General features: G+C 46.0%; 21 protein-coding genes. 6 read left to right on the top strand and 15 right to left on the bottom strand.

Annotated elements, in window-relative coordinates; genetic code table 11:
- Nucleotide 1: 1 nt before the first annotated feature.
- The 13 genes from choW to BCT49_RS13450 form a co-directional block, all read right to left on the bottom strand.
- Nucleotides 2-844, bottom strand: coding sequence for a choline ABC transporter permease subunit (gene choW, locus BCT49_RS13510; protein WP_102383921.1), 843 nt, complete (start codon nucleotides 842-844; stop codon nucleotides 2-4).
- A gap of 108 nt (nucleotides 845-952) precedes the next feature.
- Nucleotides 953-1,924, bottom strand: a complete 972-nt coding sequence (locus BCT49_RS13505; RefSeq protein WP_102435847.1) for a choline ABC transporter substrate-binding protein — start codon at nucleotides 1,922-1,924, stop codon at nucleotides 953-955.
- A 157-nt stretch (nucleotides 1,925-2,081) separates the two neighbouring features.
- A complete protein-coding gene (betA, locus tag BCT49_RS13500) occupies nucleotides 2,082-3,794 on the bottom strand; it encodes a choline dehydrogenase (RefSeq protein WP_102435845.1) in 1,713 nt (570 codons plus the stop codon).
- A 72-nt stretch (nucleotides 3,795-3,866) separates the two neighbouring features.
- Nucleotides 3,867-5,327 (bottom strand): betaine-aldehyde dehydrogenase, encoded by a 1,461-nt coding sequence (betB, locus tag BCT49_RS13495; protein WP_076670977.1) that lies wholly within the window; start codon nucleotides 5,325-5,327, stop codon nucleotides 3,867-3,869.
- A gap of 116 nt (nucleotides 5,328-5,443) precedes the next feature.
- The gene (gene betI, locus BCT49_RS13490; RefSeq protein ID WP_102435843.1) at nucleotides 5,444-6,046 is read right to left on the bottom strand and encodes a transcriptional regulator BetI; all 603 of its coding nucleotides are present in this window, start codon (nucleotides 6,044-6,046) and stop codon (nucleotides 5,444-5,446) included.
- A 429-nt stretch (nucleotides 6,047-6,475) separates the two neighbouring features.
- Nucleotides 6,476-6,982: a hypothetical protein gene (locus BCT49_RS13485; RefSeq protein WP_102435841.1), complete on the bottom strand. Its 507-nt coding sequence runs from the start codon at nucleotides 6,980-6,982 to the stop codon at nucleotides 6,476-6,478.
- A gap of 9 nt (nucleotides 6,983-6,991) precedes the next feature.
- The gene (locus tag BCT49_RS13480; protein WP_102435839.1) at nucleotides 6,992-8,674 is read right to left on the bottom strand and encodes an LruC domain-containing protein; all 1,683 of its coding nucleotides are present in this window, start codon (nucleotides 8,672-8,674) and stop codon (nucleotides 6,992-6,994) included.
- Nucleotides 8,675-8,880: 206 nt separating this feature from the next.
- Nucleotides 8,881-10,065, bottom strand: a complete 1,185-nt coding sequence (locus tag BCT49_RS13475) for a M24 family metallopeptidase (RefSeq protein WP_102435837.1) — start codon at nucleotides 10,063-10,065, stop codon at nucleotides 8,881-8,883.
- A gap of 37 nt (nucleotides 10,066-10,102) precedes the next feature.
- Nucleotides 10,103-11,446 (bottom strand): TRAP transporter large permease, encoded by a 1,344-nt coding sequence (locus tag BCT49_RS13470; protein ID WP_017111212.1) that lies wholly within the window; start codon nucleotides 11,444-11,446, stop codon nucleotides 10,103-10,105.
- Nucleotides 11,443-11,985, bottom strand: a complete 543-nt coding sequence (locus BCT49_RS13465; RefSeq protein ID WP_102435835.1) for a TRAP transporter small permease — start codon at nucleotides 11,983-11,985, stop codon at nucleotides 11,443-11,445. Before BCT49_RS13465 ends, BCT49_RS13470 begins: the two co-directional genes overlap by 4 nt.
- A gap of 120 nt (nucleotides 11,986-12,105) precedes the next feature.
- On the bottom strand, nucleotides 12,106-13,149 hold the full coding sequence (dctP, locus tag BCT49_RS13460) for a TRAP transporter substrate-binding protein DctP (protein WP_017105430.1): 1,044 nt from the start codon (nucleotides 13,147-13,149) through the stop codon (nucleotides 12,106-12,108).
- 218 nt (nucleotides 13,150-13,367) lie between these two features.
- Nucleotides 13,368-14,579, bottom strand: coding sequence for a M20 aminoacylase family protein (locus BCT49_RS13455; protein ID WP_102435833.1), 1,212 nt, complete (start codon nucleotides 14,577-14,579; stop codon nucleotides 13,368-13,370).
- A 98-nt stretch (nucleotides 14,580-14,677) separates the two neighbouring features.
- Nucleotides 14,678-15,472 carry a maleate cis-trans isomerase family protein gene (locus BCT49_RS13450; protein WP_102435831.1) on the bottom strand — a complete coding sequence of 265 codons (795 nt, stop codon included), beginning with the start codon at nucleotides 15,470-15,472 and terminating at the stop codon, nucleotides 14,678-14,680.
- Nucleotides 15,473-15,782: 310 nt separating this feature from the next.
- Between BCT49_RS13450 and BCT49_RS13445 the strand changes: the two genes are divergently transcribed.
- Nucleotides 15,783-16,274, top strand: coding sequence for an Lrp/AsnC family transcriptional regulator (locus BCT49_RS13445; RefSeq protein ID WP_065206767.1), 492 nt, complete (start codon nucleotides 15,783-15,785; stop codon nucleotides 16,272-16,274).
- Between the two features lie 143 nt (nucleotides 16,275-16,417).
- On the opposite strand, the gene BCT49_RS13440 is transcribed toward BCT49_RS13445, so the two are convergent.
- The gene (locus BCT49_RS13440; RefSeq protein ID WP_102435829.1) at nucleotides 16,418-17,617 is read right to left on the bottom strand and encodes a diaminopropionate ammonia-lyase; all 1,200 of its coding nucleotides are present in this window, start codon (nucleotides 17,615-17,617) and stop codon (nucleotides 16,418-16,420) included.
- Between the two features lie 336 nt (nucleotides 17,618-17,953).
- A complete protein-coding gene (locus BCT49_RS13435; protein WP_102435827.1) occupies nucleotides 17,954-19,054 on the bottom strand; it encodes an alpha/beta hydrolase in 1,101 nt (366 codons plus the stop codon).
- A gap of 279 nt (nucleotides 19,055-19,333) precedes the next feature.
- Here BCT49_RS13435 and BCT49_RS13430 point away from each other — a divergent pair, with 279 nt between their 5' ends.
- The 5 genes from BCT49_RS13430 to BCT49_RS13410 form a co-directional block, all read left to right on the top strand.
- Nucleotides 19,334-20,038, top strand: a complete 705-nt coding sequence (locus BCT49_RS13430; RefSeq protein WP_102327988.1) for a response regulator — start codon at nucleotides 19,334-19,336, stop codon at nucleotides 20,036-20,038.
- Nucleotides 20,039-20,074: 36 nt separating this feature from the next.
- The gene (locus tag BCT49_RS13425; protein WP_102435825.1) at nucleotides 20,075-21,394 is read left to right on the top strand and encodes a sensor histidine kinase; all 1,320 of its coding nucleotides are present in this window, start codon (nucleotides 20,075-20,077) and stop codon (nucleotides 21,392-21,394) included.
- A gap of 135 nt (nucleotides 21,395-21,529) precedes the next feature.
- Nucleotides 21,530-21,805: a hypothetical protein gene (locus tag BCT49_RS13420; protein WP_017632032.1), complete on the top strand. Its 276-nt coding sequence runs from the start codon at nucleotides 21,530-21,532 to the stop codon at nucleotides 21,803-21,805.
- 576 nt (nucleotides 21,806-22,381) lie between these two features.
- Nucleotides 22,382-24,766: a M4 family metallopeptidase gene (locus BCT49_RS13415; RefSeq protein ID WP_102435823.1), complete on the top strand. Its 2,385-nt coding sequence runs from the start codon at nucleotides 22,382-22,384 to the stop codon at nucleotides 24,764-24,766.
- Nucleotides 24,767-24,908: 142 nt separating this feature from the next.
- A partial coding sequence (locus BCT49_RS13410) for a M28 family metallopeptidase (protein WP_102435821.1) occupies nucleotides 24,909-26,369 on the top strand: 1,461 nt, incomplete at its 3' end.

The following is a 26,369-nucleotide window of genomic DNA, read 5'->3' as shown; positions in this document are numbered from 1 at the left end:
ATTAAGCTTCCTTCTGGTTTGGTGTTTTGCACAAACGATCAAGAATGATAGCGACTAATACGATCGCCAGTCCGGCTTCGAAACCTTGTGAGATGTTCACTGTGTTCAATGCACGAACAACAGGTTTACCAAGTCCGTCAGCACCGACAAGAGCGGCGATAACCACCATCGAAAGCGACAACATAATACATTGGGTTACGCCCGCCATAATGCTTGGTAAAGCGGCCGGTAATTCCACCTTCATCAGCAATTTCATGCGGCTCGCACCAAACGCTTTACCCGCTTCAATCAACTCTTCAGGCACTTTGGTGACGCCTAAATAAGTCAAACGAATTGGCGCGGCAATGGCGAAGATGATGGTCGAGATTAAGCCCGGAACGATGCCCAAGCCGAATAAAACCAACGTAGGAATCAGATACACAAACGTCGGAACCGTCTGCATTAAATCAAGGATGGGTCTAAGCACCGTATATAACCAAGGGCGATGCGCGGCCATAATGCCAACTGGAACGCCAATTAATACGGAAATCGTTGTCGCTGCAAACACGAGGACAAAGGTTTCCAGCATTTCTTGCCAGTAGCCGAGGTTTAAAATGGTCAGCAAGGCTGCAACCACGAAAATCACAAGCGAGGGTTTACGGTGTAAGTACCATGCAATCGCCGCAGTAATAACGATTGGTAAAGCCGGTGGCATCCACTTAAATACATCGACTAAAAACATAATGATAGTTTCTAAAAAAATCGAAATAGCGTCAAAGAATCCTGCTGCATTGATCGTTAACCAATCAACACCCGCTTCCATCCATTGACCAACAGGGATTTTGTTTTCCGTAATAAAATTCACAATATTGCCTTTTATTATGGGTGGGCTACTTCAAACCAATCGAACAATTGGTAAGCCCACCTTTTTTATTTATAGAGCTTTGATAAATAGATCGATAGCTAGGTAAAACTAAGCTTTAACTTGTTTTAGGTATTCAGTAACCGCTTGCGTCGCTGATTCACCTTTATGCGTTTTTACGTTGTCTAACCAAGCTTCAACTTGTTGTGGGTTAGCGTTTAACCACTGTTGCGCCGCTTTTTCTGGCTTCACTTTTTGGTTAAGAATCTCTTCCATCAACTGGTTTTCCATCTCTAGAGTGAACTCTAGGTTTTGCAGAAGTTGACCGACGTTTGCACACTCAGACACGTAGTTTGAACGAACATTGGTGTAAACATTTGCTCCGCCGTAGTTCGGGCCGAAGAAGTCGTCACCACCTGATAGGTATTCCATCTCAACGTTGCTGTTCATTGGGTGCGGTGCCCAGCCTAGATAAACGATCCACTGGCTACGACGAGCAGCGCGAGATACTTGCGATACCATGCCCGCTTCACTTGATTCAACTAAGCTGAAATCTTTCAAGCCAAAAGCGTCTGAGTCGATCATTGACTGGATTAGACGGTTGCCATCGTTGCCCGGCTCAATACCGTAGATGCGGTCTTTAAATTTGTCGGCATTTTTTGCAAGGTCAGCGAAGGTTTTTACACCTGCGTCATACACGTATTTAGGCACAGCAAGCGTGTATTTTGCGCCTTCAAGGTTGGCACGCACAGTGTCAACCGTTCCTGCTTCGCGATACTTCGCGATATCGCCTTCCATTGTTGGCATCCAGTTACCTAGGAAGACATCAATGTCGCCATTGGCCATTGAAGAGTAAGTGACCGGAACTGAAAGTAGGTCGGTTTTGGTTTTGTAGCCTAGACCTTTCAGTAGCTCTGAAGTGACAGCCGTTGTCGCGGTAATGTCTGTCCAACCAACATCAGCGAAGCGTACGTTTTCACATTGTTGTGGTTCGATAGAAGCGTTAGCACCAAATGCAAATGAACTGATGGCTAGTGCTGTTAACGTTTTTGTTGTCACTTTCTGAATATTTAGAGTCATCATAATGGTTCCTTTTTATCTTTCCTTTTTCTGCTCGATATCAACACTGATAGAGAGCAGTTCTTCTGACTTTTGACTAATTAGTTTTGTTATTTTTTGCTTGTTACTTGTTGTTTTTATTCTTTGCTGCTTTTGCTATTTTTTAACCAATAACAGAGGCTTACGCTTCTCGTACTGGCTTATTGATTCTTTGTGTCTCTTCCCATTCCGGTGCTATCCATACCGGAACGTTTTGCTCTTTTAGAACGGGCTTGCCCAGAATCAGATCCGAGGCACGCTCAGCTACCATGATGGTAGGTGCGTTAAGGTTGCCGTTTGGAATAACAGGGAAAACAGACGAGTCGACAACGCGCAGATTATCAATGCCGCGAACACGACACTCTTCATCAAGTACCGCCATTGGGTCATCATCAGCGCCCATTTTGCAGCCACAAGAAGGGTGATAAGCACTTTCAACGTTCTGCTTAACCCATTCATCGATCGCTTCATCAGAAGTTACGCTCAGACCTGGCTGAATCTCTTCGCCACGGTAAACATCCATCGCAGGTTGCGACAAAATCTCACGGGTTAAGCGAATGCAATCACGCCAATCTTGGCGGTCTTGCTCAGTCGAGATGTAATTGAAAATGATCTCTGGCTTGGCATGTGGGTCAGCCGAAGTGATCGCAACCGTACCGCGACTTTCTGGTTTGTTAGGCCCAACGTGAACTTGGAAGCCGTGACCATCAAAGGCCGCTTGTCCGTCGTAACGCATCGCTGCTGGCAGGAAGTGATATTGGATATTTGGCCACTTCAATCCTTTGCGAGAACGAATAAACGCACACGATTCAAAGTGGTTAGTAGCACCTAAGCCCTTACGAGTCAGAATCCACTCTGCGCCAATCATGCCCTTGCTAACTAAACCAAGCTTGCTGTTGAGCGTGATGGGTTCGTTACAGTGGTATTGGAAGTACACTTCTAAGTGGTCTTGTAGGTTTTCACCGACACCACTCAGCTCGTGTTTAAGCTCAACACCCGCCTTCTCAAGTACCGCTTTCGGGCCGATACCAGACAGTTGCAGCAGTTGAACCGAGCCAATAGAACCAGCAGAAGAGATCACTTCTTTGTTCGCCACAGCCACTTGGGTATTACCTGACTTTTCAAACTCGACACCAACGGCTTTCAAGCCTGATTGGCCTGTTGAGTCTTGTGTCTCAAGTAAGAAACGACGTGCCACGATGCCTTTTTTCAAGGTGAGGTTTGAACGCTTCAATGCACGACGTAGATAAGCGTTAGAGGTTGAGGCTCTAACACCTTTGTCTACCGTCATGTGCATGGTGCCGAAGCCTTCTTGCTGGTAGCCGTTATAATCTTGCGTTTCTGGGTAACCGGCATCTTTACCTGCATCAATGAATGCTTGGTAAAGTCGGTTGAGCTCCATATCGTTACCGTTACAAGTGCCGACTGGGCCGTTGTCGCCACGATATTCGTCACCACCTTTATTCCATGATTCAGCACGGCGGAAGTAAGGCAAGCAAGCTTGGTAATTCCAACCAGCAGCGCCCTCTTCTTCCCATTGGTCGAAGTCACAAGCGTGGCCACGAACGTAAACCATGCCGTTGATCGATGAGCTGCCACCTAACACCTTGCCACGTGGGCAATGCAGTTCACGTCCATCAAGGCCCGGTTCTTGTTGAGTCTCAAATTGCCAAGCGTACTTTTCAGTATTCATCGGGTAAGAAAGCGCAGTCGGCATTTGGATAAAAATGCTCTTATCCGTTCCACCCGCTTCCAGTAATAAAACGCTATGTTCACCGCTTTCCGTTAGCCTATCCGCTAACACACAGCCGGCCGAACCCGCGCCGACGATAATATAATCGTAGCGTTGTTCCATGTTTTGATTTCCCTGAGATGAGTCAGTGGAGCTAGCTATGTTAAGCTAGCCCATAAAATTGAGTGTTACGCGTTAGGCATAAGGGCTGGCGTAGTCGCCAAGTTCAATAAGAATGCTCTTAGTCTGCGTATAGTGAAGTAGAGTCTCTGGTCCGTTTTCACGGCCAACTCCTGAAAGTTTGTAGCCACCAACAGGCATTTCTGCTGGTGAGTCTCCCCATGTATTAACCCAACAAATACCCGCCTGCATTTGATGAATAACACGGTGAGCGCGAGAAAGGTTTTGCGTGAACACACCAGCCGCAAGGCCGTATTTGGTATCGTTAGCACGACGAATCACGTCGTCTTCGTCCGTAAACTTCAACACTGACATTACAGGGCCGAAGATCTCTTGTTGAACGTGAGGCATGTCGTCATGGCAATCTGTGAATACCGTAGGAATAACAAAGTTGCCGTTTGCTAATCCGTTGTCCGTCACTTGATAACCGCCAGTCAGCAGGGTTGCACCCGACTGTTTAGCCAGCTCAATCGCTTCAAGGACTTTTGATAGGTGTTCTTTAGAGATCAACGCACCGATCTGAGTCTCCATGTCCATTGGGTTACCAATGATGAGCTTTTCAGTGCGTGTTTTAAGTTGGTCGATAAAATCGTTGTAGATATTTTCATGAACGTAAACACGAGTACCGTTAGTGCACACTTCGCCTTGGGTGTAGAAGTTAGCAACCATGGAAGCCGACACCGCATCGTCCAATTTCGCGTCATCAAAGATGATCATGGGTGATTTACCACCGAGCTCCATCGTTACAGACTTGAGTGTTTTTGCACTGTCTGACATTACTGCTTTGCCCGTACCGGTTTCACCCGTGAACGACACTTTAGCGATGTCAGGATGAGCTGTTAGCATTTGGCCCACTCGGTAATCACCTTGAACTACGTTGAATACGCCATCAGGAAGGCCAGCTTCTGTGAAGATCTCAGCAAGTTTGAGCGCGGTTAGCGGCGTTTCTTCTGAAGGCTTGAAAATCATCGCGTTACCCGCAGCGAGTGCTGGAGCCGATTTCCACATCGCGATTTGGATAGGGTAATTCCACGCGCCAATGCCCGCACAGATGCCCAGCGGTTCGCGGCGTGTGTAGAAAAATTGGGTGTCACTAAGAGGTTGTTGATCGCCTTGCAACGTAGGTGCTAGCCCTGCGAAATATTCAATAACGTCAGCGCCAGAAGCCACATCGACTTCGATCGCTTCTTGTAACGGCTTGCCCGTATCGACAACCTCAAGGTTCGCAAGGTCATTATTTCGAGCTCTAAGTATCTCTACCGCCTTTAAAAGAATACGACTGCGTTCTACGGCTGTCATTGCTGACCATACCGCAAATCCGCGCTTCGCCGATTCAATCGCATTTTCAACGTCAGCTGAAGAAGCTTGGCCAAGCGTTGCGATAGGTTCGCCGTTTGCAGGGTTAATGCTGACGAAAGTTTCGCCTGAGGTAGCGTCAACCGCTTTACCATCGATGTATAACGAGTTCATTTCCATTTGATCTTCTGACTTAATTATTGTTGTTAGACTCTATCGGTCTATGTATTTGTGAATGCATATCGTTGTTGAGAGCGAGCCTTTTGAGCTCACTCACTAGAATTTTTGATGAATCATTAGTCACGCTGACACGAGTAAAACGTAAGCTGCTTGTCTAAGTAGTCATTGATGATTGCACGAGCTTTATCGGCGTTAATGCCTTCAGGGTTGAGCGTCCCTCTCAGCCAGATCCCATCAATTAATGATGCAATGCCGTGTGCGATCAATTCCGCTTGATCAGGTTGAAAAATCGATTTCAATTCAATAAGTAAGTGAGAAATTAAACGCTTTTCATTCACGCGTTGAAGACGCTTGAGTTGAGCGTCATGCATCGAATAAGACCAGAATGCGAGCCATGTTTTCGACACTTTATTTTCCGCTTGATAGCCTTCAAAATTACCGTTGATGATAGCGTTGATCCTTTGCAGGTGAGCATCAGCAGGGAGCGCTTTTAATTCTGTTGTTACGGTATTCGAAAGTTGACGCAGTATTTCTCGCATGGTCTCTTCAAGCAGGCCATGTTTCCCACCAAAATAGTGATTAATGATCCCTGTCGACACACCCGCCTCTTTGCTGATCAGAGCAATACTCGCAGCATGTAAACCCACTCGATCAATCACGGTCATCGTAGCTTGGACGAGTTGTGGTTTACGTATATCAGGCATCCCTACCTTGGGCATTTCTTAGTCCTTTTATTTTTCATTGAACGTTCAATTAATTATAAAATGCCAGAAAAGTAGTTAGGGTTCAAATGATTATTTAAAACAAATTCGTAACAACACAGCATTCAAAGCACAACAAATCATTTTAAAACAATCAGTTAAATATCATTTAGGGCACTAATGAAATCAATTAAAGATTTGAGGTGTGATAGTTATTGGTCAAATGTTTTTGCTCAATAAGCACGAAATTCAACCACACCTACCCCACAAAGTAATTCGGGGTGAGTGATGTACAACAGGCTTTTAGGGTAGGAATTGAGGACCAAATAACAAAAATGAGAATGGATAGGAGAAGTAGAATAAAAAGAACTAGGGCACCCTCATTTATTCGGATGCACTAGCTCTAAGCGGACCATCAATAGGCAATGATTAACTGACCCAAAACATCTAAAACGCTAGGTGATAACTGTTGCTCGCTTGGTCCAGTTTAATCACCCAACTCTGTTCTTGTACTTGACTGCTCATCGGAACCCAACGGGCATAGATTTGCTCCCAATTACCATTGACCTCCAACTCCACGACATCGGTATGAGTTGGGTAAACCGTGGTAATTCTGGAAGTAGGTTCAGCCACCACATCGCCATTACTCATGACGAATGCTGATTCAGAGTACAAGTGCAAGGCACCGGGCGTCACACCGGTGTAATCCATCGACAAACTGATTTTCTCACCGATATCAAACGAGAAGCCGACAGGGGCTACAATATCCGAGGTGTTGATTGCCGCAGCCGCAACAGGTTGAGAGGGCGCTGCGGGTGATTGAACCGGCGTTGGCGTAACTGCTGGCGTCTGCGCTGGTGATGCACTTGAGTTGCCACCTCCTCCTCCACCGCCACAGGCGCTAACCAACAACGAGAGAGATGTCATAGCGATTAATTTACTCGTATTATTCATGGTTCTCTCCTATTCATCCGTCGCTGAAATAACTTTATTGGTGGTCGATGCTTTGTACCATTCTCTGTCAGTTTCGCCGTTACTGGTTACCCAGGTTGGAAATGATGTGTAAGCTTCACTGATATCAACCAACTCCACTGGGTGATCCCACTCATCACGAATATTAATTACCCATGGCATGTTGTTGCTGGTTTTGAAGGACTCAGAACCTGAAGAGCTATCATCGTGGCTGTTGAACAAGGTGTTGTTCATGTCACTGGTACCAGAAAATGCTTTAAGGTGTGTTTGCCAAGTCATGCCCGGTGGCGTTCCAACAAAGTCACCGTGATAAATTCCGTCAGCGGCAAAAATGAATGAATCATAAGGCGGATAACCGATGTCATCACGAGACACAGGAGTCGTAAACTCCACATACAACTGATAGTTGAGAACATCAGCATTTTGCTGGTCAGAACACGCACTTTGGGTTCGATAGAAAACGCAACTTTCTGAAAGTTCTCCTAGGTTATCGAGGTCGGCCCTTAGATCCTCAGATACCATCAGAATTGTCTCACTGTCCCCTTCCTTGAGAATAGTATGAGCAACCGCCACACCATTTCGAGTCAGGGTTGTAGATGCCACATTGGCAGGCAGGACGTTCGGTAGCTTAACGGCATAGCCATTAGAATAGCCTGCTCCCATTGCTTGGAGTGTATAGTCTATCGTCAGGTTTTCTAGCGCTCGTTGTCCGTTGAGTTGTTCTGTCACTTTGTAACGCCACACCACATCATTAAAGTCGTAATCCCCTTTTAAGGGCCAGTTATCTTCAAATGCGATCGTTGCATAGCTGTTCGAACTTGGATAAACCGACGTTACTGTCACGTCATCATTATTCTCTTGAACAAGCACTTCATATTTGGAATCTGTCGTACCATCTTCATTAACCCCATCAACGGCGGTAAATGGCGTCACTTCGACCGTGAAAATCAGATCATTAAAGTCGTTGTCCCCAGTTGGTCGATAAATATCCTCAAAGCCCAGTACCAAGAATTCATTTTCTGTATCAAGGAAAGCGACATTGTGTCTTCTATTTTCAGCGGTTGCCTCTGGGTTAATCGAAGGATAGCTGTAGAAGGGAACTCCCCAACCACCAAGCCACGGGATGTTGTTGTAAGACCCCTCCCAACCCCAACCATTCGAAATGATAAAAAAGGCCAGTGTTTGGCCAGCAGTGAGTTGAACACTGAGATCTATGGTATCCCCCTCTTCCATCTCACCAACACTAGCGACTGATGTATTGGGGAACACAATTACGTGCGCATTGATATCGTCTTTGGTCGTTGGAGGGTTATTGGTATCAAAAACGAAGTAACCAAGAGTGTTGCGATAACCAGCCCCTTCGTTGAGGAATGTAATTTTGGCGGTTGCGTATTCTGCGCCATTGAGCTCATCGTCAATATCAATACTAGAATAACGCTCCGGTGCAATAAAGGCACTGTTCACGGTAGTGCCTTCTGGCAACATCGAATAGACGTTAGTTAAAACATCTTGAGGAAGTGACTCCTCGATCGAGTAAGTATTATTGGGTTTACCTTTTGCCGAATAGTTGGACGCATCAGCTCCAGACTCAAACGTTAAGTCCGCAGTGGTCAACGCCAACGCAACACATGGCATCAAGCAACTAGGCAGTATGACTGAATTCCAATTTCTCATTATGTTCCCTCTTCACTAGCCTTAAACGTGTAAAGAGATATGGAGCAAAGATGATGCCGGAAATTAATTTATTATTTAACAGTACGTTAGAGTTTAATCTTACGTTTTTCTCATTTTGAGAATGAAGTTGATTTGAAAAAGGCCGCAAATTTATTCGCGACCTTTATTTGAGTGGGGGATGTGACTAGAAAGCAACGAGTACCCAATTATTGAGTAATAATCGGCATAGATTGCCATGCTCTTTGATGAAGCATCTCGCAGCCAGACTCTGTGATAACGATGTTTTCCTCGTGCACCATCATGCGGTTCTTCGCAAATGCCATACCCGGCTCAAGCGTTAACACCATACCGGGTTTTAAGATCACATCCCCATTTGGCACATGTGATGGCCACTCGGTTAGCTGCATACCCAGACCATGCCCCATGCGACCCACATCGTTGCCGAGTGCACCGTTCTTTTCGAGCACCGACCACATGGCTTGCCACACGTCTCCGGTTGTTCGTCCCGGCTCTGCAATCGCGAGCCCAGCTTCTGTCGATTGATAAACGGCGTCATAAGCCGCTATGGTATCTGGTTGCGCATGTCCAAACGCATAATTGCGGTCAAAGTCGCTGAAGTAGCCATCAAAGTTAGCCCCCGTGTCGATGATCAATACATCTCCTTCAGAGAGCACACGATCCGTTGGCCCCATGATGATGTTGTCATAGCCACCTTGGCCTGATGCGGAGATCAAGTAAGGACACGCATCGGCACCTAAACGCAGCATCTCCAAATGCATGGCTTTACACGCCTGTCGTTCTGTCATCCCTATCGCGAGATGATGACGAAGATACTCAAAGCCCGCCGCCGTGACTTGGCAAGCGAAGCGTACTTTATCGATCTCCGCTTGAGACTTAACACTGCGTAGATCGCGAACCATCAGTGACACATCAACTACACTGTGTTGGCTCAGCTTCTGCTGTAACAATGCATAGTTATTGGCTGGCATACGCAGATGTGTTTCCGGGCCAATCATCGAACCGATTCTGCGAGAACCCTTGGAGACTTCAGATAAAGTAGAAGCTAACAAAGAGATGCCGTCATCTTCTGGCCTTGGTGACGGCCAACTGCGCACATCGTCAATCCATGTATCGTCGAAACCAGCGACACCAATCTCTGGCACAACAGCTATAGGCTTGCCGACCGCAGGTACCACCAAAAACCAAGGTCGAGTTGGGCTTTCCCAGAACTGCGATTTAAAACCACTGAAATAGCGAAACTCAGGTTCGGTAGTAAAAAATGCAGCATCGATGTTTTGAGCACGTAGACGTTGTTGTAACTCGACAGTACGTTGCTCTAGTTCTGCTGATTCAAACCCTCTCTGGGGAGGTGTTAACGGCAATATACTCATATCTCTATCCTTGACTGAATAAGGGTAACTCGACGGATTAATTGAATAAAATGTCTCTTGGTAACAGAGCGATACTTGGGAAGAAAATCAGTAACGCAGACATCAATATCAAGATGAGGAAAAACGGCAGGGTTCCGCGGATCACCTCCATATAAGGACGCTCGAAAATCGCTATCGCGGTAAAGATGTCACAACCGAATGGCGGCGTGGCCGACCCAATCGCCATTTGTAGCGTTACCATCACGCCGACCAAGATCGGATCGATACCTGCGGCATCCACAATCGGCATGAAAATCGGCGTCAAGATAAGCAGAACCACCAATGAATCCACGAACATGCAGCCGACAAAGAAAGTCAGTGCGATAACAAACAGGATGAATTCAGGCGAAGCGTCTTCTAGATTGAGGGGAGCCAACAACTCTTGAGGAATTTGTTCAAACGAGATGTACCAAGAGAACGCCTGACCAACACCCACCAGCACAAAGACAACTGCAGTAATCAAACCGGTATTCAGCGCTGCATCACAGATGTCTTTTACGCCAAGTTTGCGATAGAAAATGCACTCAACGATGATCGCATACAACACCGCGAATGAGGCCGCTTCGGTTGGCGTGACAATGCCCGAATAGATACCGCCGATAATTAAAGCAGGGAAACCAAGAGGAAGAATCGCTTTCTTAATTGCTTCAATGCGTTCTGCGGTGTTGGCTTTTTCAACCAAAGTGATCGTGTCACTGTGTTTTACGCTGTAGGCATAGCTGTATAACGAGAACAGGCTCGCGAGCACTAAACCAGGGCCAATACCGGCAATGAATAATTCACCCACACTGGCGTTAGCTAAGGTGCCGTAAAGAATCAAACCGATACTCGGTGGGATAAGAAACGCGATGTCGCTGGCATTAATGATCAACGCCATCACAAAGCTGTCTTTGTAGCCTGCTTGCAGCAACTTCGGACGCATGATTTGGCCAACCGACACCACGGTCGCTTGGGTCGAACCGGAAACAGAACCAAACAAGGTACAACTGATACACGTCGTAATCGGCAAGCCACCACGCAGATGTCCAACAAACGCTTGAATCAGGCCAAGTAGGTTATAGGCTGTGTGGCCGCGCGTCATGATATCGGCCGCCAATATAAACATAGGAACCGCAATCAATGCGTTGGGTGAGATGCCCGTGACCATTTGCTGGATCAGCACTCCCGGCTCAACCTGAGAGAAATGAATCAAGCCAATTAGAGCCCCAACCGCTAGCGGCACAATCATTGGGAAGCTCAAAAACAGCAGAATCACCATCACAGAAACAAGAGTAAATGTGATGACATAGATATCTAATTCACCGGCAATAATGTCTGAGAAAAACTGTGCTACATCGCTCATTCGAACTCACCTACTTTTGTGTTTCTATTTTCAATCACGTCAAATGACACGTAGATCTCTTTGTGCAGTAAGTTCATCAAGAAACTCATGCTGTATTGCAACCCGGCAATGAAAAAACCAATCGGAATGATCGCGTATACCCAATAAACCGGGAACTGCAGGGCTGGACTTAATCGATTGATATCTTTGAGCTCTTTGACGTAGAAGAACGCATGGTAGGTGAGGAAAAACATCAACATAGCGGTTAGCAGCGCAATGATGGTTGTGAGAATTTTTTGAGCTTTTGTACTCAATGAATCGTAGACCGCGGTCATGCGAATATTTCGACCTTGGCGCACCGCATAAGCGAAGCCAATAAAGGTGACTGAGACGATTAAAAACTGATTGAGTTCTTCTGAGAAAAACAGGCTTTTGTTAAAGGCATAGCGACCAATCGCATTCGCCGTGGAATTGATCATCATCGCGAGAATGGCGGTCATGATTAAAAAGCGTTCTAGCTTTTCTGTCGCGACGCTTATTTTATGTAGCAGTTCTTTCATAACAGGCAGTGCTCCATACTTCGTTCAGTGACAGGGGTCCATTGCCACAATTTGGAGAAGGTGGGGATAAGCTACCCGCTGCCAATAAACAACGGATAGCATTCATCCTAACAACGCTTTCTATTGCGTCGCTGAAGCAGCCTTCACTTCATCTAGGATTTCTTCGAGAATGGTTTTCGCACCCTCACGTGCTTCACTTTGCTCACCAGAAGGATAAGCATTTGCTACCACGTCATAGTAAGTCGTGTGCAGCTTTTGACTGAGGACCTTGAAGCGTTCACGCTCTTCCTCGGTTAACACAACCACTTGCATGTTTGGACGCTCTTTCAAGATCTTGTCCATGTTCTCTTTGTTGATGCGGATTTGGTAGTCATACGCCGCTTGGTCTGCTGCAGTGATAGCTTTGTCGACCATCGCTTGCTTCTCTTCCGACAAGCCGTTGTACCACTTGCTGTTGGTCGAAACGGTGCTCACATAAGGTTGCTGACCCGGGAACATTAGGTAATCTTGAACCTCATGCCACTTGGCGTTGTAGATGAAGTAGATAGGGTTAACCATGCTATCGATGGTCTTAAGTTGCAGTGAACCGTACACTTCACCCCAAGAAAGAGGGGTAGGTGTTGCACCAAACGCTTTGTAGGTTTCAACAGGGATGGTTGAGGTGAAAGTACGGATCTTCTGGTTTGCAAAATCTTCAGGTGTACGGATAGGCTTGTTACCGCCCCACACCATTTCGCCTTCAGACATCATCGACAACAGCTTGAGGTTTACGCTCTCAAACTTAGGAGCCAGCTTGTTGTAGATGGTTGGGCTTTCCGTTAACACCTTATGTGTGATCGCTTCGTTAGTACCCAGTACATACGGCAAGCTCACCGCTTGTACTTCAGGAACATAGGACCCTAAGTGACCCGCGCCTACAGACACAAATTGAATCGTGCCTTTAGCAGCCAGTTCTACGATGTCGTTTTCTGTACCCAGTTGACCGTAGTAATAGATGCGAACACGGATGTCGCCATCAGATTCCTTCTTAATCACTTCCGCAAACTTTTGCGCATAGATGTCTTGAACGTCTGTTTTGTCCTCTTCTGAAGCGAACTTCCATGTTTCGGCATGAACGCCAAAAACCATGCTCAAACTTAGCAGTGCTACGCCTAATCGTTTCATCCTGTCTTTCCTTTTTATTATCCTAGTTACACGCTGATGACCTTGGTCACTTCACGCGCTTCAGTTTTGGCCGTGTCGACAATAAACTCCGTTTAAAGTCAGCCATCTTGCAGTGCCAAATGCGTCACTGCTGAATCTGTTTCTCTTCTGATTGCTTCTAATTGAGTTGTTACTTCTCATTGAGTTGCTTCTAATTCATTGTTTCTAAATAAATGTTTCTAAATTGATCGTGCTAAACGGTCGTTCACCAACTGAATCCAGTAGCTCGCGCCGAGCTTTAAGATGCCGTCGTTGAAGTCGTATTCGGGGTTATGCAATGCGCAGCCGCCGACCGATTCCGTGCCATTACCCAGCAGCACATAACAGCCCGGTTTAACGCGTAACATGCTTGAGAAATCTTCCGAAATTGTCAGTGGGTCGCAGACGTCATTAACGTTCTCTGCACCAAGCACCTTCTGCGCGGCAGCTACCGAGTATTGGGTTTGTTGCTCGCTGTTGATGGTTGGGTAGAAGGTATTGATAAACTCGAAGTCGTAAGTCGCGCCTGCTGCCTGACAAATGCCCGCCACGATTCTCTCCATGCTCTGCTTGATTCGATCGAGAGAAGATTCAGTAAAGCAGCGGCAGTCACCCTTGATAACCACTTGAGTAGGAATGACGTTAACCGTGCCATCAGTAATAAATTCGGTCGCAGAGACTACAGCGGTGTCGTGAATCGCACTCAAATTACGAGACACGATGGTCTGCAGACCAAGAATGACTTGCGAGCCAACGACAAGAGGATCGACCCCTTGATGCGGCAGAGCAGCATGTCCACCCACACCATTGATGGTGATCTCAAAGCTACTCTCACTGGCCATTAATGATCCGGGGCGAACCATCAATTCACCTTCCGCTAAGCCGGGAAAGTTATGCACGCCATACACTTCATCAATCGAGAATCGTTCAAACAAGCCATCATCAATCATCGCTTGCGCGCCACATCCGTGCTCTTCATCGGGTTGAAAAATGAAATACACCGTGCCATCGAAGGTTGAGTTCCCTGCCAATAGGTTTTGGGCTAGATAGCTTGCCGCGCCGAGCAGCATTGCGGAGTGTCCATCGTGACCACAAGCGTGCATCTTTCCATCGTGTTGTGAGCAGTGTGCGAAGTTGTTTTGTTCGTGAATATGTAGAGCATCCATATCAGCTCTCAAACCAATGCTCGCTTCACTCGATCCTGAACGAAGTATCCCAACTAATCCTGTTTTACCGATGTTACGCACCACCTCGATACCAAAGCTGTGTAACTTGTCAGCGATAAAATCGGAGGTCAGATTCACATCGAAACCACACTCAGGAAAGCGGTGTAAGTGTTGACGCCATTCCGTCATGCTTTGAATAAGCTGTGAAGACAGTTGGTCTGGTTTGATCGAGAAAGTAGACGGCATAGTAGTGATCCCAAAGTGTAATTCTTTGTCTTATTAAATATGGAGTTAGCTTGGCTGCTGAATGTAAACGCAAAGCGAGCAGCCTTAATCAAAGGTCGTTACAACGACTGCGACCTTCGGCAATTATCTGAGGATGGTTGGAGATGGTGCGCTAGTAGTGCACCAAAGCCTTTAATGGGTATGGGGTAGTTCATCAACTGAAGCGAGTGCCAAGCCAATACCTGATTGCTGCTGACAACGGGCTTATCTAATTCCGCTTCAATGGATTCAACAACGGATGCAGCACGCAATGCCGTGCAAGAGATAAACAGAAGATCCGCTTCAGGGTCACAGACTTGCAGTGCGGCGTGTTTGATGTCCATTGGATCAATGAACGTCATCGCGGTGTCATCTTCAAAGCCAAAGCCAGCGATGCTCAGCACCTCAATGCCTTGCGACTCAAAAAATGCAGCCACGTCTTGATTCACGGCTTCGGTATAAGGCGTTAATACCGAGATACGCTTCGCTTTAAAGCTGTCGAAAGCCGCTAAGGCAGCGGTCACCGGATTCGTTACCGCAGCGTTTGGGCGAGACTGATGAATGAGCTGGGTAATTCGCTCGCTGCCAATCGCTATGGTGCCGGAGGTACAAGCGTAAATCACCACATCCAATTCGGTGCCCGGTAGGATGGTATCGGCACAAGCAGCGATTCCCGGCTCCATTCTACGTAGGTTCTCTATCGTCAACGGGTTGTAGTTTCTCAGGCGACTGGTGAACGACTGCACATCGTTTGGATACAGCGCGTTTAAATCACGCTCAATATTGAAATCTGTCGCCAACGCAATCACACCGACGCGTCCTGCTGGTGCCAATTGTTCTAATTCAAACTGTAAAGTAGCGATTGCAGATTTCATACTTTCCGACTCCTTGAGCTGCCGATATCAACACTCAATAAATGTTAACAACATGTATAATATAAACTTCAAACTCTGTTAATTTGAACTTTACATTTCGTTCACAAGGTTAATAATGCACCGATAACTTTAAGGATTATCATTAAACGAATACCTTATTGTGCGGAAATTCCGCATTTTTATTGCGCTATAGTGATTTTTTTCTCTCATTCGTTGAGGGCTAATTGTTAAGGCTAAATACCTTTAACTCGATCACACACTGGTTAAAAAGAAACAATTAATTTACAAACAGATATTGGGAAGTATGGGTATGACACAGCAACCTGCATTGGTGGTCGACAGTTTCGACAAGAAGATCCTCAACATCGTACAAGACTCAAACAGAGCTACTTCAGACAAAATTGCAGAAAAGGTCGGACTCTCTCCTGCTGCTGTTCAGCGCCGTTTAAAACGCATGAGAGCGCAAGGTGTCATTCAAGCTGATGTTTCCGTTATCAACCCAAAGGCAGTAGGCCATGGAATGACGTTTATCGTTCAGGTAACGCTAGAGCGTGAGCGTGTGGATTTGATGCACAATTTCAAAAAAGAAATGAGTTCAAACCGCTCAGTACAGCAGTGTTATTACGTGACCGGCAGTTCAGATTTCATCATGATTGTCACAGCAGCAGACATGGAGGGATACGACAACTTTACTCGTGAAGCCTTCTTCGATAATGCCAATATCAAGAGCTTTCAAACCAATGTGGTGATGGATAACGTTAAGGTAGGGCTGACAATTCCAATTGATGATCAGCGCGATTGATAACTAGAGCGATTGATGACCGGATCGATTAGAAAACAAGGCGTGTCGTGAAATGCAGTCAAAAAGAGAATAAAAAAAGACGGTATGAAGAAACCTTACATACCGCCAACTTTGGGGCTTACTTTATTGTTTGTTGTTCGCTATTAGATTTTGTTGTCGATGATTTGTTGGTAGAGATCCGGGTCGGTTGCCCCTTCAGTACCAATCACTAGCACTCGACTATCTTCCGTTAAATTCAATTTTTCAGCGAAGTTCGGGTCTTGCTTAGCGATGATCGCTGCAGCAAAACCTGGGACTGCAGATTCCCCCCCTTCTATCGCTACTTCCGTTTGTTCGCCGCTTGCCAGCATACGCATCGATTGCGGAATGGCCTCTTCGCTCAGCGTCATAAAGTCATCAGCGCCATTTTGTAGAATCGTCCACGCTAAGCTTGAAACCTCACCACATGCAAGGCCTGCCATCAGCGTCTCTAAGTCGCCCGTAACCACGACAGGTTTACCCGCTTGAGCACTCTTCTGTAAGCAGTTAGCCTTTTCAGGTTCGACGATAACAAAGCGTGGACGATCAACACCCCACAGATCCCAGAAGTAACCGCAAACGGCTGAAGCTAAACCACCTACACCACCTTGCACAAAAACATGCGTTGGGATTTCACCATCAAGTTGCTCGACAATTTCAGCCAACATCACGGTATAGCCTAAAGCAACATCTTTAGGGATTTCCATGTAACCTTCGTAAGAAGTATCCGACACGATCACGCGGTTTTTCGCTCGCGCTTCTGAATCGGCCAAACGAACCGATTCATCGTAGTTACCGGTAATGCGTACTACTTCTGCGCCGAACGCTTCCATCGCTTGCTTACGCCCTTCCGATACGTCACGGTGAATGTAGATAACACAACCACAGCCAAACATTTGTGCGCCCCATGCGACCGAGCGGCCATGGTTTCCATCGGTCGCACAACTGACAACAATTTCAGCAACTTCTGATTTCCATTCCCCGTTGAGCAACTCACTGATACTCGGATTCTTCCCGTAGCGGTTGGCGATCTCAATCTGAAGCTGACGAGCAACGGCATACGCGCCGCCCAGTGCTTTAAAACTCTTTAGGCCAAAACGCTGCGATTCATCTTTGTACCAAAACTTGTTTACACCGATCTCAGCAGAGATAGCATTCAGCTCATGCAAAGGAGTAACAGAGTAGCCTGGCCATTGAGAAATATCTTTAATCGCCTGTTGTGAGTTCGCGACACTTAAAATGTCACGCTGCTCACTCGAGTATTCCAATTCAGGGCGTGCTTGAGGGTTAGCGTAGTGGGTCAGAGTGCCTGCCAGTAACTGCATAAATGATCGTCCTTATTAGTCATTCACATGCTCCTTACATCGTTAGATTATAGAAAGCTACCGATGTAAGGCTGCGGATAATAAATTCTATCGACAAAAAAGTGCCGTGATTACACATTCTTATCACTCGATCTGCGGGAATTAATTGTTACACCACGGCTAAATGCAGTATTTGTTCATCTTATGACATTGTGTAAAGCATTCGTTGTTAGAGCAGGTAAAAACCTTTACTCAACCACTGCAAAGGTAAAACTAAAAACATCAGACACAAAAAAAGGCTGGTAATGACAGAGCCAAGACCAACCTTTGCGGAGTCGTTATTGCTACGTTCTTTGACTACTCAATACGTGTAATGAAACCGTACTTATCAGAGTCTGCTTTAGTCATCCAGTGCTCACCAGCAGCAGGTGCAGAATCTAAAGTGAAGATATAGAAGTCGATCCCTTTGTCTCCCATCACCTTTTTAAAATAGGTCGCTTGCTGACGATGACTCTCATTGGTGTATGGGAATTCTTTGGCCGTTTTATCCCCATCAGCCCAACTATGCACACCCACCTGCTTATTCAGTTCAATGGCTTTGGTGGAATCTGCGCGTTGCAATATGCGTGGGTTGCCTGCAGCAAATAGATCCGTACCACCCGAGAAAACCGAACCCGTTGGGGGCACGATTGTCGTCATCTTGTTGTTATTGATCATGCGACCGGTGTACATGTTGATTTCGTCATCAGCACTGCCGCCAATATGGTTGGTGAACTTCAACGTCATCTCACTGCCTCGGTATAGCTTCACGATATCAAAAAGCTGAGAATAGGTTGATGCGCCTAGAGTGGAAGTAATGCGCTCAACAGCGCCAGTCTCGTTGAGCACATCGCGATAAAAAGCGTTGAAAGCAAATGATGTGGTGATGGTGACCTTATTACCGTTTTTGGTTTTACTCAGAATCGTAGAGCCCAGGCTCGTCACGTATTGCGACAACTCGTTTTGGTATTCAAGCTTAACAGTAAGCTTTCTAGCGCTCGTTGTCGTTTGGATTAACGTCGTATCATTGCCAATTGAACGTTGAGCCGTACCACAATCAAACGAATCATAGTAATTGCCTTCACTATAAATACCGCAGTTATCAAAGCCTACATCAGGAAAATACAGGTCAATGCTCTGACCTAAGCGACTTGCTAGCCTAACCACTTTTTGCTCATCACTGATGTCTTCAGCAAACTGAATGGTTTCATACTGCACACCATCGTAAGTTAGCTTCATTGCCTCTTGAAGCTCTTCTCGCTCTTGATACAACTTGCCTAATTTCACTGATGAGAATACGTAATCCGCCTGAGGTTTTGCTTGCGCTTTAGTCGCCGCTTTACCCGAGTTAGAGCTTGAGTTACAGCCAGCTAAAAGAACCAAAGGTAATGCCAGTAGCGTTTTTCTATAACTATTCATGTGATAATTCCCAAAAATATTTTATGGGAAAATTCTATTATTTAAAGAAGAAAACATCTGTCGTGCGAATGTATGAGAATGTATGTCTTTTTGAACATTGTTTTTTATTTTCGCACAAATTCAAAATCATCATTGAACTGGCGTGGAAAGTGTTTAATCATTCATGTCAGGTATTTTACGTAAAGCATGCAAACTGGAGATGCCACAATAGCTAACCACTAGATAAGGCTCCCTCACGTAATCTTAATGATTGAAACGCACGACAAGGCTGATAATGGAATGACAAAACCTAAAATGATCATCGTGGAAGACGATTTGAAACTTCAGAAAATGTTGCAGGACTACTTTGTCGCGCAAGATTTTGATGTCTCGGTATTGGACGATGGCAGTGATGCCGCACAGACCATCCTCGCGGAGCAACCTGACATCGTACTACTAGATTTGATGCTTCCTGTAACTGATGGACTTACAATCTGCCGACAGACGCGTACGCACTATAAAGGTAAAATCTTGATGCTCACCGCTAGCGATGACGACTTTGATCACGTCGCTGGTTTAGAGACAGGGGCTGATGACTATGTCACCAAGCCAATCAAACCAAGAGTTCTGCTGGCCAGAGTTCGTTCGCTATTACGCCGCCAAGACGCCAATACGGCTTCAGTCGATGACTCAGACAACCTTCAGTTTGATCAACTCGTTCTGAAAAACACCTATAAGAAGTGTGAACTTTCAGGTGCCGTTTTATCACTCACTGACAGTGAATTTGACCTACTTTGGTTATTGGCAAGCAACCCAGATACGCCGTTATCTCGTGACTACTTGACGCAAACATTGCGCGGGATTGAGTACGACGGAATAGACCGCACAATAGATAACAAAGTCGTGCGTCTAAGAAAGATATTGGGCGACGACCACACACCAGCAGAGAAAATTCAGACCATTCGCGGTAAAGGCTACTTGTTTGTTTCAACCGCCTGGCATTAACTTCGCTCACTACGAGCGTAATGAAAGAGAGCGATTATGCGACGTATCTTTTTGGAGTCCCTATTAGGGCTGTTAGTTTGCTTCATGAGCGGCATTGTCGCTTACGAAATCTGTGTCTATCAGCTCAATACTGACTACGAATATGTTCTGCAAGATTATGAAGCGACAGCCCACCAGCAACTCATAGAAAACATCGCTAAAAATCAGGGGCTTGAAGCGGCTCAACAAGCCATGAACCAGTTTGTCGAAACCACTCGCAATAAACTGGTGACGTTCAACCCAAAAGATGAAATACCAAGCCCTGTTTCAGAGTTCTTCAGTACCAACCCAAATACCTTTATCTTTCATGATGATGAGCGCGATCTATGGTTTCGCTTAGCAAGCAGTGACAATACCTATCATTACCTACCCAACAGTGAAGCGTTCGTTAGGCAAAAAATAGAATTGGAAGATGACCTCATTTGGTTGTTCTTCCTAGCAAGCTTTATCTTATATGGCGTATGCCACCTATTTATCATCTTCCGCCGAGTTAAGAAGCTTGAATCGGCGACGCTAGCTTTTGCAGAAGGGGATCTCTCTTCGCGAGCAGAGACCTCAAGCGGCATTGCAATCGGCTCACTCAATAAGTCTTTCAACCTAATGGCCGACCGCATTCACCGCTTGATTGAGAGCAATCGCTCACTCACTAATGCCGTCGCTCATGAGCTGCGCACGCCAATATTCCGTATCCAATGGCAAGCTGAAATGCTTAAAGACACGCCGCTCAACGAATCTCAACAAGAGACTGTAGAGAGCATTGTTGAAGATACCGAAGAGATGGAGAAGATGGTCGATGAGCTATTGTGTTACGCCAAACTGGATAGCTGTGACCTCGAAAATCTACAACAACCATTAGAGATAAGAGACCTTCTCGAACACGCGATGACGCGTTGGAACAAGGATACTCAGCTCAACATCGACCTATCACTGCCAGAGCAACCTAGCTCGATAGTGGCGGATGAAATACTGCTGAACCGCGCCCTAGATAACCTTGTCCGTAACGCCATGAAATTCGCACGCTCTCAAGTGTTGATTGAAGCCAGCGTGCATCAAGAACAACTACAGATTGCAGTACATGATGATGGTGATGGTGTGGCTCAAGAGCATCAGGCTCGCCTGTTTGAACCGTTTTACGTTGGCGACAAAGCGCGTAACAAAGCCAAGAGCGGCCATGGTTTAGGGCTATCTATCGTCGAGAAGATCTGTGCTCAACACAACGCAACCGTGGAAGTGGGTCAGAGCCAAGCCTTAAAGGGTGCGGTATTCACCATAACCATTCAGCTATGTAATGATTCAACTGACAAACCCATACAGTAACTACAAAACACCTCTGGAATAATGTTCAACATCGGTCGGGAGATGCTGTCTCCCATGAACTTATTGAATCTAGATAATCATGACACTGCCTTTGTGGCTTGCCATCTCGATTCCAATCATTCTTAAGGTATTTTTATGAAAAAGTTATTAGTTGTTTTAGGCATTGTTTCTCTAGCAGGTTGTTCGGGTATCAGCCACAACGAAGAAGTTTACACAGCGCACGCTGAGAGCTTCAACATCGTCGGTTTCCAAGTTCCTGGTAACACACAAGATCGTGCAATGGAATTAGTACCTGAAGGCGCTACGGTTGAGACTATTCGCTCTACAAACTCTGACACAAGCTCTGTTCTGGGTATCATCAACCGTATTATCGGTATCGACTACGTTCAAGTTGGCGGTAAGAAGCAGTAATTCGTTAAAAAACAATAGCTCGTTAAAAAGCAGTAATTTTCTAAAGCTTGCATGCCTTTAAACGCTAGCCTGTACAAACTAAGTTCATCTAAGCCAGTGACCTCGTCACTGGCTTTTTTCATCCAGCCGTTTTTGTGCTCTGTGCCAAATAAGTTCTTAATTACCCTGCCCTCATATAAGTAATAATTCTAAAAATAAGCCCAAAAACCTTCAATTTCTTATCAAAATGGCCCTTAAATTCGCTTAATTACCTTCCGCTTAAACTGACACGCCCAAATCGTTGATCCTTCTATCAGCCCAAAATCCGTTAATTGAGGCACAGATCAATTTACCCAGAAACCTTAATTTCCATAAAAAAAAAACACTTAATAAAAGTGTCATGATTTTATAAATAAAACCTATGAGTGCGTTCAAAAATAAACAGAAACGATAACTATCTGTAAATACGAGAAATATAAGTTTCATGAATAAAAGAGATCATTGCCATGCTACTAATTAATCAGATCGAATGATGTAAATTCGTTGTGATAATTTTGTTACGTTTTCATGGATTTTACATGGAAAGAGAAAATAACAATGAAAATGAAAAAGCGTTTAGTTGCCGTTGCTATAGCGAGTGCTGTGTCTTTGTCAGTGCATGCAAGTGAATCCGTTAACATCGATCAGCCAATCAACTTTACTAGCTTTTCTGGGTTGAACACTCAGTTAGGTGTCAGTAACGCCTCTAGCTTTAAGATGGTGAAGGAAGTTAACCTCAAAAAGCGTGGTATCTACAAAGTTAAGATCCAACAGAACATCTGGGGAACACCCGTTTGGGGGCATTACCTAAACGCCACTCAAAGTGTACAAGGTGGTGCGCTTAAATCGGTTCAAGGCAGCTACCTTAAAACGACGACCCTAGAGCGCTCTTTTGTTAAGCCATCAATCAACAGCTCCCAAGCCGTTGAGCTTGCGAGTAAAGATCTCAAGGTTCAGGGCTTAACCAGCAAATCTCTAGACAACGTACAACATGAGCTGTTTATTTATCAGGGCACATCTAACCAAGGAGCCGATAAACAAGGCATTGGTACACAAGGTGCAGATAAAACACGCCTAGTCTACGTTATCTCTTATCTCGTTGAAGGCAGCGAACAGCCGACTCGACCATTCACCATGCTAGACGCGCATACCGGCGAAGTTATCGACCGTTGGGAAGGTATTGCTCACGCACAGATCGGTACAGGCCCTGGTGGTAACGAAAAAACAGGCATGTATGAGTACGGTACCGACTACCACTACCTTGATGTGGTAGAAAACGGCACAGAGTGTGTGATGGAATCGGAAAATGTTGTCACCGTTGATCTAAATGGCGCGACAGACGGCGACACCACTTACAGCTACGAATGTCCTCGTAACGAACATAAAGAAGTGAACGGAGCCTTCTCTCCACTCAACGATGCGCACTACTTCGGTAACATTGTGTTCGACATGTATAAGAACTGGTTCGACACAGCGCCACTCTCTTTCAAACTCATGATGCGTGTTCACTACGGTAACAACTACGAGAACGCATTCTGGGATGGCAAGGCAATGACATTCGGAGATGGTGAAAGCTTCTTCTATCCACTTGTTAGCCTTGACGTGTCAGCGCATGAAGTGAGCCACGGTTTCACAGAACAAAACTCAGGTTTGATTTACGCGAATCAATCCGGTGGTATGAACGAAGCTTTCTCTGATATGGCAGGTGAAGCGGCAGAATACTACATGAAAGGCACCAACGACTGGATGGTCGGCCGTAATATCTTTAAAGGCGACGGCGCTCTGCGTTACATGGACGATCCATCACGAGATGGTTCTTCAATCAACAACGCATCTGAATACTACGATGGCTTAAACGTGCACTACAGCTCAGGTGTGTTCAATAAAGCCTTCTACCACCTTGCAACCACACAAGGCTGGGATACTAAAAAAGCGTTCGAGCTTTTCGTGCTATCTAACCAAATTTACTGGTCGGAAAACAGTGACTTCTGGCAGGGTGCTTGTGGCGTGAAAAACTCAGCCAACGACCTTGGCTACAATGCCGATGACGTTGTTTCTGCGTTCGCTCTTGTAGGTGTTACCCCATGTGCAGAGCCACCACTGCCGCCAGAACCGGAATACCAACGCCTTGAGAATGGTGTTGAAGCCGCAGTTGCTGGTGAAACAGGCTCAAAAACTTACTTCGATATCGAAGTACCAGAAGGCCAAGACAAGCTGACGATTGATCTTGCTGTGTCTACGGGTGACCCAGATATGTATGTCGGCCTAGATTACGCACCAAGCCCGCAAGAGAACATCTGTAAGAGTGAAAGCGTGACTGACGAAGTGTGTGTGATTGAGAACCCAACCTCAGGTCGCTACACAGTGAACATTCTAGGCTACTCAGATTACACAGGTGCAAATCTAAAAGCATCGTACGAATCAGGTAACGCTAACGTACCGCCAGTTTCTTCTTTTGAGCACACCATTGTCGGCAAAGAAGTAGAGCTGCGCAGCACAAGTACGGATAGCGATGGCCAAATCGTTTCTTACCAATGGAACCTAGGCGATGGCAACACACAAACCGGTGAAGTGACTCGTTATACCTATGCTGAAGCTGGCGACTACGTGGTTACCCTAACCGTGACTGACGATGCAGGTGTTGCGACATCAACAAGCAAGTCGATCACGATTGAAGGTGACTCAGCAGAAGGCTTCCCACTAAAACTGAAGTTTGGTAACAAAAACCCGAATGGCAAAGCTCGCGTTAAGCTGGCATGGGATTACGACACCAATGACTACTTCGTGATTAAGCGTAATGGCAAGAATGTTGGTGCGACAGACTTTAACTCATACGTCGACAAGTTCCGTCACAACGGCACAGTGGATGTGGAGTACCAAGTGTGTACCTCAAGCGATATCTGTTCAGAAACCAAGCACTACCGTTTCATTAAAACACAATAATCGATAGTAAATTCAGGGCTCCGAAAGGGGCCCTTTTCGCGGTTATCTGTTCAGAAATGAAACATCTACACAAAAACATCCACGTATTACACAAAAATCACCCCCATCAACATAACAATACTCATCATAAAAAGGACGACAAATGGCTATTCAAAAAAGCATGCTAGCTTTGGCTGTACTCGGAGGTTCTTTAGCCTTAATCAACAGTACTTCGGCTTACGCATCCCTAGGCATCACACCACCAGCGAACGAAGAAGTTTGGATCACCACCGATGCTGACGCACAGCATATAATGACTCAGCATGGTGCAACGGTTTATCCAAGCGTGACTGGAAACAAGCATTCCATCGTCGCGAAAATCAACCAAAAAGAGCTGGCGAAACTATCCAGCCACATGCATGAAGAAACTCACCGTTGTGGTGGCTACATGGTGCACGAAGACAAAGCAAGCGCACTCAAAGCCGCAGCGATGCCACTGACAATGAACACCTTCGAAAAGCCGGTGATCAGCCATCAAGACACGGTGAATGACCTACTCGCTCAGGTCGAGCCGAACAACATGGTCACGACCATTGAAAATCTAACCAACTTCACCAACCGTTTTTATACTACTTCTACTGGTGTCGCTGCTTCAGATTGGCTTTTAGAGCGTTGGGAAACCGAGATTAAAGATGTACCGTACGCATCTGCACGCCAGATCACGCATGCCGAATATCCACAAAAATCCGTTGAAGTGACACTGCTTGGCGCTAAATATCCTGAAGAGATCGTCGTTGTTGGTGGACACCTTGATTCGACCGTTGGATCTTGGACAAGCGAAGGCACCATCTCACCGGGAGCCGATGATGATGCGTCTGGCATTGCAACGGTAACAGAGTCGCTTCGCCTGATGATCGCCAGTGGCATTCAGCCAGACAAAACCATTAAGTTCTATGGCTATGCTGCAGAAGAGGTAGGGCTGCGCGGCTCACAAGATGTCGCCAACGCTTTAAGAGATGAGCAAGCAAACGTTATATCAGTACTGCAATTAGACATGACCAACTACAACGGTTCAGCGCACGATATTACCTTCATCACAGACTATACCGACAGCAACTTAACCGCCTACTTGGGCGAGCTGATCGACACTTACGCTAGTGAGATCAGTTACGGTTTCGATGATTGTGGCTATGCCTGTTCTGACCACGCCTCTTGGCACAATGTTGGCTACCCAGCGGCCATGCCATTCGAGAGCATGTTCAATGATTACAACCCAAGTATTCATACCCAACACGATACGCTTGAGAACTCCGATCCTACGGCGACACACGCGACCAAGTTCGCCAAACTAGCCATTGCTTACCTTGTCGAAACCAGCCTTGATTCGCCCGTTGCAGGGCCAACAGAGCTTCAATATGACGTCCCTGTAGAAGGGCTATCCGCTGGTTACGGTGAAGAGCAATTCTTTACCGTAACAACGGAGTACTCTGGTCAGTTAACCGTAACCATAACAGGCCCTAGTAGTGGCGATGCCGACCTTTACGTGAAACACAATGGCACCGTATCGAAAGCAAGCTACGATTGTCGTCCATACCAGAACAACAGGGCTTTGTTGCGTAATTCA

Origin of the sequence: Vibrio lentus (assembly GCF_002875945.1) — a bacterium.
Classification (GTDB): domain Bacteria; phylum Pseudomonadota; class Gammaproteobacteria; order Enterobacterales; family Vibrionaceae; genus Vibrio; species Vibrio apostichopi.
This window is presented reverse-complemented; position numbering and strand designations above follow the sequence as displayed.

Coding starts and splice junctions, on each gene's coding strand:
- BCT49_RS13505 (WP_102435847.1), bottom strand. CDS start 1,924: ATGATGACTCTAAATATTCAGAAAGTGACAACAAAAACGTTAACAGCA.
- betA (WP_102435845.1), bottom strand. CDS start 3,794: ATGGAACAACGCTACGATTATATTATCGTCGGCGCGGGTTCGGCCGGC.
- betB (WP_076670977.1), bottom strand. CDS start 5,327: ATGGAAATGAACTCGTTATACATCGATGGTAAAGCGGTTGACGCTACC.
- betI (WP_102435843.1), bottom strand. CDS start 6,046: ATGCCCAAGGTAGGGATGCCTGATATACGTAAACCACAACTCGTCCAA.
- BCT49_RS13485 (WP_102435841.1), bottom strand. CDS start 6,982: ATGAATAATACGAGTAAATTAATCGCTATGACATCTCTCTCGTTGTTG.
- BCT49_RS13480 (WP_102435839.1), bottom strand. CDS start 8,674: ATGAGAAATTGGAATTCAGTCATACTGCCTAGTTGCTTGATGCCATGT.
- BCT49_RS13475 (WP_102435837.1), bottom strand. CDS start 10,065: ATGAGTATATTGCCGTTAACACCTCCCCAGAGAGGGTTTGAATCAGCA.
- BCT49_RS13470 (WP_017111212.1), bottom strand. CDS start 11,446: ATGAGCGATGTAGCACAGTTTTTCTCAGACATTATTGCCGGTGAATTA.
- BCT49_RS13465 (WP_102435835.1), bottom strand. CDS start 11,985: ATGAAAGAACTGCTACATAAAATAAGCGTCGCGACAGAAAAGCTAGAA.
- dctP (WP_017105430.1), bottom strand. CDS start 13,149: ATGAAACGATTAGGCGTAGCACTGCTAAGTTTGAGCATGGTTTTTGGC.
- BCT49_RS13455 (WP_102435833.1), bottom strand. CDS start 14,579: ATGCCGTCTACTTTCTCGATCAAACCAGACCAACTGTCTTCACAGCTT.
- BCT49_RS13450 (WP_102435831.1), bottom strand. CDS start 15,472: ATGAAATCTGCAATCGCTACTTTACAGTTTGAATTAGAACAATTGGCA.
- BCT49_RS13445 (WP_065206767.1), top strand. CDS start 15,783: ATGACACAGCAACCTGCATTGGTGGTCGACAGTTTCGACAAGAAGATC.
- BCT49_RS13440 (WP_102435829.1), bottom strand. CDS start 17,617: ATGCAGTTACTGGCAGGCACTCTGACCCACTACGCTAACCCTCAAGCA.
- BCT49_RS13435 (WP_102435827.1), bottom strand. CDS start 19,054: ATGAATAGTTATAGAAAAACGCTACTGGCATTACCTTTGGTTCTTTTA.
- BCT49_RS13430 (WP_102327988.1), top strand. CDS start 19,334: ATGACAAAACCTAAAATGATCATCGTGGAAGACGATTTGAAACTTCAG.
- BCT49_RS13425 (WP_102435825.1), top strand. CDS start 20,075: ATGCGACGTATCTTTTTGGAGTCCCTATTAGGGCTGTTAGTTTGCTTC.
- BCT49_RS13420 (WP_017632032.1), top strand. CDS start 21,530: ATGAAAAAGTTATTAGTTGTTTTAGGCATTGTTTCTCTAGCAGGTTGT.
- BCT49_RS13415 (WP_102435823.1), top strand. CDS start 22,382: ATGAAAATGAAAAAGCGTTTAGTTGCCGTTGCTATAGCGAGTGCTGTG.